The organism is Agarivorans gilvus (assembly GCF_001420915.1).
GTDB classification, from domain to species: domain Bacteria; phylum Pseudomonadota; class Gammaproteobacteria; order Enterobacterales; family Celerinatantimonadaceae; genus Agarivorans; species Agarivorans gilvus.
The window spans coordinates 3,662,564-3,675,754 of record NZ_CP013021.1; the positions used below are offsets into that span (position 1 = coordinate 3,662,564).

The window sequence follows — 13,191 nt, forward strand, 5'->3', positions numbered from 1 at the left end:
TCGTTTCCTTTTACATTGGCGTTCTATCTTTAATTTAAAGATGGTATTTGCGATCCATGATGTCCAGCCTAAGCGAGTGCTTCCTATACTATCAGTACTTACAGAGGTGAAATGGCAAATAGTTGATTGAGGAGTGAGCAGTAGATGAGGCGAGTTGCTTGTTGGGTGGTTACTGTTTTCTCTTTGATAATTGTGCCCATGTATAACCTTGCTTGGGCTGAGCAAACCGCCGAGCCAGCTCGTCGCCAGATTGAATTAGCTACCATTGATTACCCTCCATTATTAGGGGACGGTTCACGCCAAGATTTAATGAATGAGGTGAGCGACGCGGTGTTTAATCTTTTGAATATCGAGGTTAGTTATAAAGTTTATCCTATGGCAAGAATTGCTCGCTCTGTGGCCTCTAACACTATCGATGGGGCTTTGGGTAGTAGTGATTGGTTCTACCAGCATGATTTACAACACGCGATTTATTTCATTACCTTTCATGATCTGCAGATGAATTTATTCTATTTGCGGCAGCGTTTCCCCCAAGGGCTAAAGTTTAGTCGCTTAGAAGACTTGAGTGATTACAGCATTGGTTATTTACGCGGAGGCTCGCTGCTGCCGCTGTTTGCTCGGGCCAAACTTCAGCCTGATTTGGTGCGAAATCTCAGTCAAAATGTGCAAAAGGTCTATGCTGGGCGTAACGATATGTTCGCTGCTGTGGATATTGGTGGTTGGGCGACCATTCGCCAGCTTTATCCCTCTGAAGTGACTAAGTTTGCCATTTCCCAGCAGGGCATCTTAACCATTAGCAGTAACCTGATTTTGTCCCAGCGTAACGCCGATCTAGTACCTCTAGTGGAGCAGGCCTTACAAGCTTTAATTGATAGTGGTGAATATCGCCGCATTGTTGAAAAGTACTATCCCAGCCCCTTACCTCCTTATATTGATAATTTCATCCAGCGTCCAGTGCACAGTTTTGGTTCTGAAAACCTCTCTTGGGAGTGAGCTAAATCAGCTTGATGAATAAGGCTGACGAGTCGTAGCTAGCTTGGACGCCTCGGTAACGTCCGAGACGAGCCGTTTGCTGCAAGCCAAGCCAGTGATTAACCTTTCGACAGATCTTTTTTGTTGCTTTAGCTTTGCTGGTTGTTTGATTGCCTCATTTAGCCAGTAAGCAACAGCCGTTGAATGAGTGTTTATCGCGCTAAAGCTAGGTTAGTTTTGACAGAGCGCAGATTTTACCAGTGAGCTGAATGGTGTATCTTAAGTAACCAGCCCTGTGAAGTTGGTCGTTGCAACTAGGAATAACTATATCGTTTATGCCTCAAACTACTAAACAAACCGCCGTGCCTTGTTTGTTGCAAAGTTGGCACTTATCTGAGTCTGAGATTTACCATTGGTTAGTTAAACAAAGTGGTGACCCACAATTGAGTTTCGACCTGTTGCAAGATACGTTTTTGCGAGCGCTGCAACAGCAAAAACGCTTCTGTGACATTCAAAATCAGCGAGCTTGGTTATTTCGAGTTGCGCATAATTTATTGTTGGACGCTCTGCGTCTTCAGCCTAAGAGCGTTGATATAGACAGCTATCATCAGCTGGAAAGTCCCAAGAGTGAGGGCCGTGCTGCCGTGGAAAGCCTTGCCCAATGTTTGCCCAAAGCGCTGACTAAATTGAGTTCTGCCGAGCAGGACATTATTCGCCAGTGTGATTTGCAAGGGCTATCCCAGCAAGCTTTTGCTGACGCGCATCAGCTTAGTTTAAGTGCGACAAAATCTCGAATTCAACGAGCTAGAAAAAAGCTTAAACAGATCTTGCAGCAACAATGCCAAATTCGCTTTGACGAGCAGCAGCGGGTGTGTTGTTTCATTACTAGTGACACTTAATTAAGTTCTCTTCGGCTAAGTTTTCCTCTAGGCCAAAAAAATTTGCATCCATTTGTCCCTTGTTGCGTCTTATTTATAGAGGCTGGCATTGCTAGCGGGTTAAAGCATGTCAAGGGGTTGTAAATGTTACAGATTTTTACCGAACTAGCCGATTACTTGAGTTACCAGCTGCTGGGCTTGCAGCAAGGCACCAAGTGGGCCGATGCGGTGCATTTTTTCATTGAAGATACCAGTAAGATCATGGCCTTATTGGTAGTGATGATTTATCTAGTGGCTTTAGTTCGGGCTTCCTTAAACGTAGAAAAGGTGCGTTATTACTTAGCCGGTAAGCGACGTATCTTTGGTTATGTTTCTGCTAGCTTCTTTGGTGCGGTTACTCCTTTTTGTTCTTGTTCTAGCATTCCGGTGTTTTTGGGGTTTACCTCGGCAGGTATTCCCTTGGGCATCACCATGGCCTTTCTCATCACGTCTCCACTGATCAACGAAGTGGCGGTGTTATTGCTGTTTAGCTTGTTGGGCTGGAAGTTCACTTTGATCTACCTGTTATTGGGTAGCTTGATTGGAGTGCTTAGCGGCTGGTTTCTGGATCTTATTGGAGCCGAGCGCTGGTTGCAGCCGCTGGCTTCTAAGGCCCTAGCTCGCAGTAAACAGCAGCCTGGGGAGCAAGTAAGCGATGTCGAAAATAGTAAATTGACCATGACTATGCGCCATCAATTTGCCAAACAAGAAATGCAAGAGATTGTGGGCCGAGTGTGGAAGTGGGTATTTATTGGTGTCGGCGTGGGGGCGGGTCTACATGGTTTTGTGCCCGATGGTTGGATAGAAACCTACTTAGGAGCTGGGCAATGGTGGTCGGTGCCCGCCTCAGTATTACTTGGGATCCCTTTATATTCCAATGCCACTGGGGTAATTCCGATTATGGAAAGTTTGCTTACTAAAGGTTTACCGGTGGGGACCACTTTGGCTTTTTGTATGAGCACGGTGGCTGCCAGTGTGCCGGAGTTTGTGATGCTAAAGCAGGTGATGCAATGGCGTTTATTGGGCTTATTATTTGCCATGTTGTTACTGTCGTTTACGGTAATGGGCTGGGTACTTAATTTGCCTATTTGGTATTTTTAGGAGAACAGAATGAAAACATTCAAAGTATTAGGTTCGGGTTGTCGTAACTGCGTGAAAACCGCTGAACTGATTGAACAAGTAGCCCAGCAGCAAGGCGTAGAGATTAAGGTTGAAAAGGTGACCGACCTAGAGCGGATTATGGATTATCAAGTAATGTCGACACCCGGAGTGGTGATGGATGAGCAAGTAGTACACAGTGGCGGTATTCCTAAAGTAGAGCAGGTGCAGGCTTGGTTAAGCAGTTAATGGCCTAGTTTTATTTTGTGCGATTGCATCAGTTTAGCTCTAGCGAGGCTTAATAAATCCTTACTTATTGTAACGATATGCTTGTTATTTTCTCAGCTTAGCTTGAACTCTTATCTAAGCTTGACTTAACTAAGTATGTGATTTTGCAAATGGCATGGGTGAGTTCACCTTAATAAGCGCTGTGGTTAGCGGCTGTTTGGCCGGAGGTTAGGATGACCGAACAAGAGTTATTATCTCGGGTGAATGAGTTACCCAAAGTTCCTCGAGTGGTTCAGGAGCTGGTGGGAATGTTGAGCGACCCTGATTGTGATTTTTCTAAATTGGCTCAAAAAATATCTATGGATCAGGTGATTAGCGCCAAGGTTTTGCGTTTGTCTAATTCCGCTCACTTTGGTCGCAGTCGTACCATTGCTTCTATTCATGAAGCGGTGATCCGCCTTGGGCTCGCCCCGCTAAAGACCATGATTGTGGTGTCCTGGTTAACCTCTGCCTTTCCTCGGATTAAGCATTTAGATATGAGCCAGTTTTGGTGTGATACCTTTGAAATTGCTAGCATCGCCAGCAAAATAGCTGAAAAAGTGCGTATCGATGCCAATGAAATGTTTACCGCGGGGATCCTCCATAATATTGGTGATTTAATGGTTTATACCTTGGCTCCTGAGGTTGCTTGTGAAATTACTCGCCGAGTTGAAGAAGGGGAAGATCGTCAAGCGGTGCAGATGGAGTTGTTAGGCACAACTACTGCCAAACTAGGTAGTCAATTGGCGCGTTTGTGGAAGTTTCCGGCCCGCTTAGTCGATACCATTGAGTATCATGCTAATCCCAAAGACGCCAAGGTAGAGCCATTACGTGCCTTGGTGATTAATTTTGCCTGTCAGTTACACCGAGACTGGGACCAGCTCGAAAGCAAGGCCGCTAAAATAGACTACTTTGTTAGCCATACTAATTCTGGAGCGTTAATCCTGCCTTCTTCGTTTTATATTGCGATTGATGAAATTCGTGGTCAAGGACGTGAAATGGCCAAGCAAATGGTCGGCTAGGGCTAAAAGCACTTATTGAGGGGCCTATTCTATGCTTTAATAGGCGCCGAAATATGTGAGTGGAAGCGCTTGTGAGTGAATCAAACGAAAAACGCCTAAATAAATACATTAGTGACTCTGGATTTTGTTCGCGTCGTGAAGCCGATAAGCTGATCGAGCAACAGCGCGTAACCATTAATGGGCGCAAGCCGGAGCTAGGCACTAAAGTGCAAGTGGGTGATCGGGTCGCGGTGGATGGTAAAGTCATTAACGCGGTGGCCAAAAATAAATCCGATCGGGTGTATATCGCATACAACAAGCCGGTGGGCATCACTAGTACCACCGAGCGTCACGTTAAGGGCAATATCATTGATGCTATTGGCCATAAGCAGCGTATTTTCCCTATTGGTCGTTTAGATAAGCCTTCTGAAGGACTTATTTTTCTTACCAGCGATGGTGACATCGTGAATAAAATTCTGCGGGCCGAAAATGCTCACGACAAAGAATACGTGGTGACGGTAGATAAGCCGCTTAGCGAGCGTTTTGTTGAGCGGATGTCTAAAGGTGTACCGATCCTCGGTACTGTGACTAAACCCTGTAAGGTGAAAATCAACAGCAAGTTTGTTTTTACCATTATTTTAACCCAAGGTTTAAATCGGCAAATTCGTCGTATGTGTGAGTACTTGGGTTATGAAGTGCTGAAATTGAAACGTACCCGCATTATGAATGTGAGCTTGGATAAACTGCGCCCCGGTCAATGGCGTAACTTAACCGAAGCCGAAATGGCGGAGATTAATAAAGCAGTGGCTCACTCTAGTAAAACTGCGCCAGAGCAAGCTAAGCGAGTCGAGCCAAAAATTCAGCAACATGGCGAGTTGGCAGCCAATACCAAAGCTAAGCCACGCTTCGATAACCCCAAGGCGAAACCCAGGGCCAAGCATCAGCTAGCCAAAGGGACAAGCGCGAGCAAACGCACCTTAAAACTCAATAAAACGGCGCGTTAAACGTGTAGTGACTAGTCAAGATGATTGATAAGCAAGCGCGACAATACTTACAGGAAATGGGCATCGATGTATGGATGCCTCGACAGAATTCGCTTCGCCAGCCGTTGCAGGCTAAGCCTAGCTGGCCTTTAGTGCTGGTGATAGACGAGGCCGTGCTCAAGCAGCATCTTGCCTTATTTAAAGGCATAGTGGCGGCGATGCAGTTAGATTGGGCCGATATTCATCACTGCGTTGCGGCGCATTTCCCCGAAGACTTTCACGGTTGGGTTTTGTGGGCCGACCCTACACAAAACGCGCCTGAACATGCTCGTTTATTGGTTTGTGACCCCCAGCTTTTAGCCAGCGACCGCTCGGCTAAAAAGGCCTTATGGCAACAAATATGCACTCAGATCCTAACATCCTCTTAAGTCCTTTATCGCTGCTAGACGTGCCTTTAATGTTGGAGATAGAGCAGCAGGCTCATACTCATCCTTGGAGCCGTCAATTACTAGCCAGTAATTTTGGTGGTTTATACCGTAACTTGGGGTTGTGGCGGGGCCAGCAGCTACTGGGCTATATTATTTTACGGGTGGTGGCGGGTGAGGCTGAGCTGATCAATATTGCGGTGGCTCCCCCGCTGCAAGGTCAAGGCCTTGGTAAACGCTTAATGCTGGCGATGTTTGAATTAGCCCAAGAGCAGCAGTGGCAACAAGTATTGTTGGAAGTACGAGAAAGCAATCTTAAGGCTCAGCAGCTTTATCGGCAGCTTGGATTTTCTGAAATTGACCGACGCAAAGGTTATTACCCCTGTCAGCAAAATGGCCGAGAAGATGCGCTGATCATGCAGTGTATCTGTAGCGAATAAGCCTCAGCTCTTATTGCACAAGCACCATTATCACTACGGCTAGTTTTGCTCTGGTTCGCTCATGTCTAGCGCCGCCTGCTTGGCTAAACGACTGGCACTTAATAAAGATAAGCGAAAGCTGGCCGGTGACAAGGGCATAAAATTACCCTGTTGTAAGGTTTCTTGGGCCACCCAAATTTGCTGCATCTCTAATACCAAATAAGTCGAGACAGGATGCTCACCATCAAACATCACAAATAGCGAAGGGTAGGTTTTGAGCTTAAACTGAGCAGCGAACAGTTCGTGGTCACGATCAACATCGGCATTAACCTGCACTTTAACGTAGCGGCTGAGTAGTAGTTTCAGTTCCGGATTATTTAAGAAGTCTTCTTCAAAGGCGATACAACGTTGGCAAGCTTGGCGGCGTAAATAAAGCAGTACTGGTTTATCGGTGAGTTTTGATTCGCGAATTGCTTGATGATAACCGGCAATATCGAATAACCAGCCATCTTCGGCGTGCACGCCACGCCCTTTTACGTGATAGATGAACATATAGCCAAGAGCCGCGCCACCCAAGGCGATAAGCACTAAAGTAAAAAAAACTTTCTTGATTAAATCAAAGCGCATTCGGGCTCTCTTGGTAGATTCTTTCATTAGCTAATGCTCTGAGCTTGCTTAATTATCGGCCAATTAATCCTAAGCTTTAGTTTAGCTATAAATCAATGGTTTGGGCAGAAGAGGGGGGATTGTAGGTAACTGCGGGGAGAAATCGGCCCTCGTTAGAGGGGCTAGAAGTGACTTACTGAGAGAAATCCAAACGGGTTAATTGCTCACCTAAGTAGGCTGTGTTGTTACCTGGCACAGGGTAGAGCTGTGAGCTGCGGCTTTCGCCATCATCGTTATCCGCTAGGGCAATATTCCAATCGATGGTTTTGCCCTTTAAGTTGTCTACAGGCAGTTCGATGGCAAACTGCATGATGGTGCCGTCTTCATTCCATTTAGCCATATGCTTACCAGGGAAGGTGTTTTTCTGGAAGTCTTGACCCACTATGCTTCTAAATTGCACAAATTCCTCGCCGATTTTTATGAAAATTTCCACATTGTCGGTTTGCCAATCATCACCAGTGGTTACTGTTTTGTTATCGTGACGGTGCACCACACCATACAAAGTATTACCGGAGTAGGCTACACGCCAGCTTCCACTAATGATGTCTTGGCTTGGTGGCGTTTGGTCTGCAGGATTTAGCTGGTTAAATGCAAACGGGTAGTGGTAAGCATTGGCCCATAGAGATGCATCAAATGCAGTATTGGCGTCTAAACCTTCTACTGGCTCAGCTTTAAAGCTCACTACCTGACCTTTTAGCTTGTCACTAATCTCAGTGTTTTGAGCGGTAAAGAATACTTCACCAAAGTCATGGCCTTGCCAACCGTTGTTAGTACCCGGTACCGGATACAATTGAGCATCGCGAGTCGCGTCTGGGCCTGTGTCGTTATCGGCTAACGCAATGTTAAAGCCTAATGTTGTGCCCGATAAAGTCTCGGTTTTCTTCGGTGTGATTGAGAATTCTAGAACCGTTCCGTCTTCACTCCAGTAGTTTTCAATATCTGCTTGGAAGGCGGTTGGAGCAAACTCTTCGCCCACTAAGGCGCGAATTTGCGCAAACTCCTCACCAAAGCCGAGAAATACTTCAACCGAGTCGTTTTCCCATACTTGTGCTTTGTTAGAGGTTACCGTTTTGTCATCTCTGCGCTCAACGCGCCCATATAGCGTGTTGTCATCGTACAACAGTGCAAAGCGACCAGAAACATCGCTTTCAGCGGGTAGGGTTAAGTCTTTACCGCCTAACTGGTTGTATGCAAATGGGTAGAATACAGCATTAGTCCATTTTGCTGCGTCACCGTCTAGCGGCATAGGGTGTTTGGCTTGGTGACTAATAAAGGCTTCAAAACGACGGCCTGCATCAGCTAATGGTGCTGGTGGCTCCCAATCAAACTTACCTTGGGCTTTATCGGTGAATACTTCGTTTACCGCTAGATAAGCGGGTTTAGGTTGGTATTGCTTGTCAAACATTAAGCCATGGTCGTAACCTTTAAACCAAGATGGGATCCAACTGTACTTGTCAGTAATACCCCAAGTCGTTAAAAAGTTTACGTTGTCATAATAAGCGCTGAGCCGAGCTAGTTCTTGATACATGTTAGCTTGTTGCTGCAACGCGCGGTCTGTTGCTTCACCTTGAATGCGCATGTCTACTTCAGTGAAGTGAAACTCTAGGCCTAGCTCTTTGATCCGCTCAATGTTGGCCGCAATGTCAGCCACGCGAGGCTGAACTCCTACAACTAAGTGAGCCTGAGTTCCTATGCCGTGAATAGGTACACCTTGCTCTTTAAGTTTTTTCACTAGGCGGTAGGCGGCATTCGCTTTAGGGCTTTTACCCTCGGTTGAGTAATCGTTGTAAACCAAAATGGCATCAGGGTCTGCTTTATGGGCGAACTCAAAGGCTTTTGCTATGTAGTCTTCACCTAAGGCTTGGTACCACAGGGTTGGGCGGAAACCTCCGTTATCATCTAAAGCTTCGTTTACCACATCCCAGTATTTCACCTTACCTTTGTAGTGGCTTACTACTGTAGTGATATGTTCTTCCATGATTTTTAGCATTTCTTGTTTAGAGAAGTCGCCATTTTCTAACCAATCAGGGTTTTGAATATGCCAAACCAAGGCGTGACCTCGAACGGTCATGTTATTGTTTTGCGCAAATTCAACCAGCTGATCGGCTTTGTCAAAGGTAAACTGGCCGCGTTCAGGTTGCAGGTAGCCCCATTTCATTTCGTTTTCGGGGGTGAGTTGGTTAAATTCTCGCGCCAGCGTTTCGCTAAACTGCTTATCTTGTAGGTGGCGAGTTTCTAAGGCCGCGCCAAAATATTGCTGTTGCGGCTTAACCAGCTCACGTAAGGGGGCGGCCGACAGTACGGTGCTGGCTAGCATTGTGCTTAATATAACTGCCTGTAACAGTCCGGTTTTCCTTAGCTGCATGCGCATTAGGCATACTCCTTTTAATGGTTGTTAATGTCTTGTAACAATACTTAGTTGCGGTGAAATCTAGCACTGTGATAAATGGGAAAATGATTACGAAAAAACACCCTTGTGAGCGGGCTCATATTGCTATGGCAGAAAATGCATATTGTTGAGCTGAATCAGTGTGGTTTTTGTTAAGTAGAACAGCAGGCTATGGAGTTTGATTGGTGCTGGTGCGGTCACCCTGCTAGGAATAAGTATCGAAGAAGGCGCAGTGGCAGCAGGCGCTGTGGTTAATAGAGATGTGATGAAAAATACCATAGTGGCTGGTATTCCTGCTCGCTACATCAAAGATGTGAGTTAATAACTCTGCTTGTGGATGAAAGAGCGCCGTACTGGCGCTCTTGGTATGGCTTAAGCCTAGTGAGGTTTAAGCGTTGAGGAATTGGCTGTGAAAGGCTAGGTGCTCTTCAATAAAGCTTGAGATGAAGAAATAGCTGTGGTCGTAGCCTGCTTGCATGCGAATGTTGATTTCACCGGGGTAGTTTTTGGCGGCTTCAACTAGGGTGTCGGTATGCAATTGCTCCAGCAAGAAGTTATCGGCATCGCCTTGATCCACCAAAATGGGCAGCTGGCAGTCAGTTTGTTTGATTAACTCGCAGCTGTCGTAGGGCTTCCACGTTTCTATATCATGACCTAAGTAAGCACTAAAGGCCTTTTGTCCCCAAGGGCACTGCATAGGATTTACAATCGGGCTAAAGGCCGAAATAGAGCAGTATTGCTGAGGATTTTTCAATCCTATGGTCAAAGCGCCGTGGCCGCCCATGCTATGACCGGCAATGGCTTTGCGGTTAGACACCGGAAAGTTCGCTTCGATCAATTTGGGCAGCTCTTGGGTCACATAGTCATACATGCGGTAATGCTCAGCCCAAGGTGCTTGAGTGGCATTGAGGTAAAAACCGGCGCCTTGGCCTAAGTCGTAGTTATCGTCGTCGGCCACTTGCTCACCGCGCGGGCTGGTATCCATTGCCACTATGGCAATGCCCAGCTCTGCCGCCTTACGAAAAGCCCCCGCTTTTTGCATAAAGTTTTGGTCGCTACAGGTAAGACCCGATAACCAATAGAGTACCGGTACCGGTTCGCCTTGGCGGGCATTGGGCGGCAAGAAAATCGCAAACTGCATGTCACACTGTAGGCTGCTGGAGTGATGCGAATACTGCTTGTGCCAACCTTGATAAACCTTATTCTGACTAATATTTTCAAGTGTCATAATTTACCTTTATCGAATTACCATGCTGCCAGCAAAAGCTAGCAGCACTATTCATTGATTGAGCTGAGAGCTTAGCGGTCCATGTGAATTACGCTACGAATACTCTTACCTTCGTGCATTAAATCAAAGGCGTGGTTCACTTCTTCTAAGCTCATGGTATGGGTGATAAATTCCTGCAAACCAAATTCACCAGCTAGGTAGCGTTCTACAATTTCAGGCAGCTCTGAGCGACCTTTTACGCCGCCAAAAGCACTGCCGCGCCATACTCGGCCTGTTACCAATTGGAAAGGACGAGTGGAGATTTCTTGTCCGGCACCGGCAACGCCGATAATCACTGATTCGCCCCAGCCTTTATGACAACACTCTAGGGCTTGGCGCATGACATTTACGTTACCGATACACTCAAAAGAGTAATCCACACCACCGTCGGTCATTTCCACAATCGCTTCTTGAATCGGCTTATCTAGCTTTTGTGGGTTAACCAAGTCGGTAGCGCCCAATTGCTTAGCTAACTCAAATTTGCTCTCGTTAATATCAATACCGATGATGCGGCTAGCGCCGGCCATACGTGCGCCGATAATCGCCGACAAACCAATCCCACCTAAGCCAAAAATCGCCACGGTATCGCCTGCTTGTACTTTGGCGGTATTAAGCACCGCGCCCATGCCGGTGGTGACGCCACAACCTAACAAACAGACTTCTTCTAGCGGCGCTTGCTTGTTCACCTTGGCTAGAGAGATCTCTGGCAATACGGTGTATTCAGAGAAAGTAGAACAGCCCATGTAGTGGTAAATTGGCTCACCATTAATCGAGAAGCGGGTGGTGCCATCGGGCATTAAACCCTTACCTTGGGTTTCGCGCACTGCCTGACATAGGTTGGTTTTGCCTGATTTACAGAACTTACACTCGCCACATTCGGCGGTGTAGAGCGGGATCACATGGTCGCCCACGGCAACACTGGTGACGCCTTCACCTACCATTTCTACGATGCCGCCGCCTTCGTGGCCAAGAATAGAAGGGAAAATGCCTTCAGGATCATCACCGGATAGGGTGAATGCGTCGGTATGACAAACGCCGGTGGCGACAATACGTACCAATACTTCGCCTTTTTTTGGCAGTTCTACATCAACTTCTTCCATTTTTAATGGTTCACCGGCCGCCCACGCTACCGCTGCTTTAGATTTGATTGAGTTTTGCCCTGGTTGAATATTCAGTGCCATGTTTAATTCCTTAAGTCATCGTGTCTTGATTCAGCTTTAGTATAGTGGCTTCTCGGTGAATGATAATCTGCCAAATATGGAAAGGATTATTACTTATATGTAATAATTGGTGGCTCTACTGGCTTGCTATTACACAGGATTAGAGCATGGCGCATTGGGAAGGAGTAGCCGAATTTGTTGAGGTGGCGCAAAGCCATAGCTTTACCAGTGCCGCGAAAAAGCTGAAAACCTCGGTGGCTCAAGTGAGTCGTAGAGTGTCAGCTTTAGAAGAGCACTTAGCGGTAAAGTTACTTAATCGTACCACCCGTAAAGTCAGCTTGACCGAAGCTGGGCAAGTTTATTTTCAGCAATGTAAGCACTTAGTTGAAGGTTTAGAGTTGGCCAATTTGGCGGTGACACAGATGCAGTCTCAGCCCAAGGGCCTGCTAAAAATCACCGCTCCAGTCACTTATGGCGAGCAAAAACTATCACCTTTGTTTAATCAGTTTTTACAGCTTTATCCGCAGATTGATTTGGAGCTGATCCTGAGCAACCAAAAGTTGGACCTTGTGGAAGCGGGGATCGATTTGGCGATCCGCCTAGGGCGGCTGGAAAATTCCACCATGATCGCCAGACAACTGGCCAGCCGGCAGATCTACGTTTGTGCTAGCCAAGATTATTTAGAGCGGTTTGGCGAGCCACATGCCTTGTCGGAGCTCAGTCAGCACCAGTGTTTATTGGGCTCTTTAGATCACTGGCATTTTCAGCAGGCGGCTAAGCCCTTGTCCATTCGGGTGCACGGGCGCATAAAATGTAACAGTGGTTTTGCTCTACGAGATGCGGCGCTGCGTGGTTTAGGCTTGGTGCAGTTACCGGATTTTTATGTAGAAAAGGATCTTGCCAGCGGCGCCTTGGTTGAGGTATTAGCTCAGTTTAGAGACCAGCGCGAAGGGATTTGGGCGCTGTATCCACAAAACCGCAACCTCTCTCCCAAAGTGCGGCTGTTGATTGATTTTTTAGTGGAAAAACTGGCAGAGACGACGGCAGCCGAGTGAAGCTTTTTACTTGGGTTATACTGCGCGCTTTACCAATATTGAGGGTCATTAAATGGCGCCACACAGCTAGGGCGCTGCGCGATAGCCGCTATTGGCGTATCGTTTAGCGATAAGCCCTGCCAGCCAAAGGGCATGGATAGCGGCAGTGGTGCTTGAATGACTTGCTCTGAGAGCGGTGCAAAGCCAAGTTTTGAATAGTAGGCCGGGTCACCATAGGTAACGATGCTACTCACTTGGCGCTGCTGCATTTGCTCAAGGCCATACTTAATTAACGCTTGGCCAATGCCTCGGCCTTGATACTCGCTGCTCACCGCTACTGGCGCTAACATGAAAATCTGGCTGGGCTGTTGAAACTGTAATTGAGTAAAAAATATGCTGGCGACTAACTGCCCATCTTGAACCGTAGCAAAGCAAAGCACTTGCTGTTGGTCAATGATGGCTGCCAACTGCTCCGCTAATTGGCCAAGCATTTTCCCCTCTGCTTCGCCTTCGGCGGCGGCAAAGGTGGTGGCAAATAGTTGGCTAATCTCGGCGTGTTGAGTATGGTCGAGTTGTTGATGTTTCATTGTGAG

The 13,191-nt window shown here is 46.9% G+C and carries 15 protein-coding genes; 10 read left to right on the forward strand and 5 right to left on the reverse strand.

Annotated elements, in window-relative coordinates; genetic code table 11:
• Window positions 1-198: 198 nt before the first annotated feature.
• The 8 genes from AR383_RS17395 to rimI all read left to right on the forward strand — a co-directional run bounded on the left by AR383_RS17395 (window position 199) and on the right by rimI (window position 6,103).
• A complete protein-coding gene (locus AR383_RS17395) occupies window positions 199-993 on the forward strand; it encodes a substrate-binding periplasmic protein (protein ID WP_198150165.1) in 795 nt (264 codons plus the stop codon).
• A 314-nt stretch (window positions 994-1,307) separates the two neighbouring features.
• Window positions 1,308-1,871: a sigma-70 family RNA polymerase sigma factor gene (locus AR383_RS17400; protein ID WP_055734279.1), complete on the forward strand. Its 564-nt coding sequence runs from the start codon at window positions 1,308-1,310 to the stop codon at window positions 1,869-1,871.
• A gap of 123 nt (window positions 1,872-1,994) precedes the next feature.
• Window positions 1,995-2,990, forward strand: a complete 996-nt coding sequence (locus AR383_RS17405; RefSeq protein ID WP_055734280.1) for a permease — start codon at window positions 1,995-1,997, stop codon at window positions 2,988-2,990.
• A 9-nt stretch (window positions 2,991-2,999) separates the two neighbouring features.
• Complete coding sequence (locus AR383_RS17410; RefSeq protein WP_055734281.1) at window positions 3,000-3,236, forward strand: thioredoxin family protein; 237 nt, start codon at window positions 3,000-3,002, stop codon at window positions 3,234-3,236.
• Between the two features lie 212 nt (window positions 3,237-3,448).
• Window positions 3,449-4,276: an HDOD domain-containing protein gene (locus AR383_RS17415; protein ID WP_083481669.1), complete on the forward strand. Its 828-nt coding sequence runs from the start codon at window positions 3,449-3,451 to the stop codon at window positions 4,274-4,276.
• Window positions 4,277-4,383: 107 nt separating this feature from the next.
• Complete coding sequence (rluF, locus tag AR383_RS17420; RefSeq protein WP_373869470.1) at window positions 4,384-5,259, forward strand: 23S rRNA pseudouridine(2604) synthase RluF; 876 nt, start codon at window positions 4,384-4,386, stop codon at window positions 5,257-5,259.
• 20 nt (window positions 5,260-5,279) lie between these two features.
• Entirely contained in the window at window positions 5,280-5,666 is a 387-nt protein-coding gene (locus tag AR383_RS17425; RefSeq protein ID WP_055734282.1) for a DNA polymerase III subunit psi, read from the forward strand.
• The gene (gene rimI / locus AR383_RS17430; protein WP_055734283.1) at window positions 5,639-6,103 is read left to right on the forward strand and encodes a ribosomal protein S18-alanine N-acetyltransferase; all 465 of its coding nucleotides are present in this window, start codon (window positions 5,639-5,641) and stop codon (window positions 6,101-6,103) included. The genes AR383_RS17425 and rimI overlap by 28 nt, the downstream gene beginning before the upstream one ends.
• 39 nt (window positions 6,104-6,142) lie before the next feature.
• Here rimI and AR383_RS17435 read toward each other — a convergent pair whose 3' ends face one another.
• Window positions 6,143-6,709, reverse strand: a complete 567-nt coding sequence (locus tag AR383_RS17435) for a thioredoxin family protein (protein WP_198150166.1) — start codon at window positions 6,707-6,709, stop codon at window positions 6,143-6,145.
• Window positions 6,710-6,881: 172 nt separating this feature from the next.
• Window positions 6,882-9,119 carry an endo-1,4-beta-xylanase gene (locus AR383_RS17440; RefSeq protein ID WP_055734285.1) on the reverse strand — a complete coding sequence of 746 codons (2,238 nt, stop codon included), beginning with the start codon at window positions 9,117-9,119 and terminating at the stop codon, window positions 6,882-6,884.
• Between the two features lie 196 nt (window positions 9,120-9,315).
• On the opposite strand from AR383_RS17440, the gene AR383_RS21630 reads away from it, so the two are divergent.
• On the forward strand, window positions 9,316-9,459 hold the full coding sequence (locus AR383_RS21630; protein WP_157051782.1) for an LbetaH domain-containing protein: 144 nt from the start codon (window positions 9,316-9,318) through the stop codon (window positions 9,457-9,459).
• 66 nt (window positions 9,460-9,525) lie between these two features.
• On the opposite strand, the gene fghA is transcribed toward AR383_RS21630, so the two are convergent.
• Both fghA and AR383_RS17450 read right to left on the reverse strand, forming a co-directional pair.
• Complete coding sequence (fghA, locus tag AR383_RS17445; protein ID WP_055734286.1) at window positions 9,526-10,365, reverse strand: S-formylglutathione hydrolase; 840 nt, start codon at window positions 10,363-10,365, stop codon at window positions 9,526-9,528.
• Window positions 10,366-10,436: 71 nt separating this feature from the next.
• Window positions 10,437-11,585, reverse strand: coding sequence for an S-(hydroxymethyl)glutathione dehydrogenase/class III alcohol dehydrogenase (locus tag AR383_RS17450; RefSeq protein WP_055734287.1), 1,149 nt, complete (start codon window positions 11,583-11,585; stop codon window positions 10,437-10,439).
• Window positions 11,586-11,731: 146 nt separating this feature from the next.
• On the opposite strand from AR383_RS17450, the gene AR383_RS17455 reads away from it, so the two are divergent.
• Entirely contained in the window at window positions 11,732-12,619 is an 888-nt protein-coding gene (locus AR383_RS17455; RefSeq protein ID WP_055734288.1) for a LysR family transcriptional regulator, read from the forward strand.
• Between the two features lie 29 nt (window positions 12,620-12,648).
• On the opposite strand, the gene AR383_RS17460 is transcribed toward AR383_RS17455, so the two are convergent.
• On the reverse strand, window positions 12,649-13,185 hold the full coding sequence (locus AR383_RS17460; protein ID WP_055734289.1) for a GNAT family N-acetyltransferase: 537 nt from the start codon (window positions 13,183-13,185) through the stop codon (window positions 12,649-12,651).
• Window positions 13,186-13,191 lie beyond the last annotated feature (6 nt).

Bases quoted from the DNA above. Each gene is read 5' to 3' on its own strand.
- AR383_RS17410 (WP_055734281.1), top strand. From the start codon at position 3,000: ATGAAAACATTCAAAGTATTAGGTTCGGGTTGTCGTAACTGCGTGAAA.
- AR383_RS17435 (WP_198150166.1), bottom strand. From the start codon at position 6,709: ATGCGCTTTGATTTAATCAAGAAAGTTTTTTTTACTTTAGTGCTTATC.
- fghA (WP_055734286.1), bottom strand. From the start codon at position 10,365: ATGACACTTGAAAATATTAGTCAGAATAAGGTTTATCAAGGTTGGCAC.
- AR383_RS17460 (WP_055734289.1), bottom strand. From the start codon at position 13,185: ATGAAACATCAACAACTCGACCATACTCAACACGCCGAGATTAGCCAA.
- AR383_RS17405 (WP_055734280.1), top strand. From the start codon at position 1,995: ATGTTACAGATTTTTACCGAACTAGCCGATTACTTGAGTTACCAGCTG.
- AR383_RS17400 (WP_055734279.1), top strand. From the start codon at position 1,308: ATGCCTCAAACTACTAAACAAACCGCCGTGCCTTGTTTGTTGCAAAGT.
- AR383_RS17440 (WP_055734285.1), bottom strand. From the start codon at position 9,119: ATGCGCATGCAGCTAAGGAAAACCGGACTGTTACAGGCAGTTATATTA.
- rimI (WP_055734283.1), top strand. From the start codon at position 5,639: ATGCACTCAGATCCTAACATCCTCTTAAGTCCTTTATCGCTGCTAGAC.
- AR383_RS17455 (WP_055734288.1), top strand. From the start codon at position 11,732: ATGGCGCATTGGGAAGGAGTAGCCGAATTTGTTGAGGTGGCGCAAAGC.
- AR383_RS17395 (WP_198150165.1), top strand. From the start codon at position 199: ATGTATAACCTTGCTTGGGCTGAGCAAACCGCCGAGCCAGCTCGTCGC.
- AR383_RS17415 (WP_083481669.1), top strand. From the start codon at position 3,449: ATGACCGAACAAGAGTTATTATCTCGGGTGAATGAGTTACCCAAAGTT.
- AR383_RS17450 (WP_055734287.1), bottom strand. From the start codon at position 11,585: ATGGCACTGAATATTCAACCAGGGCAAAACTCAATCAAATCTAAAGCA.
- AR383_RS17425 (WP_055734282.1), top strand. From the start codon at position 5,280: ATGATTGATAAGCAAGCGCGACAATACTTACAGGAAATGGGCATCGAT.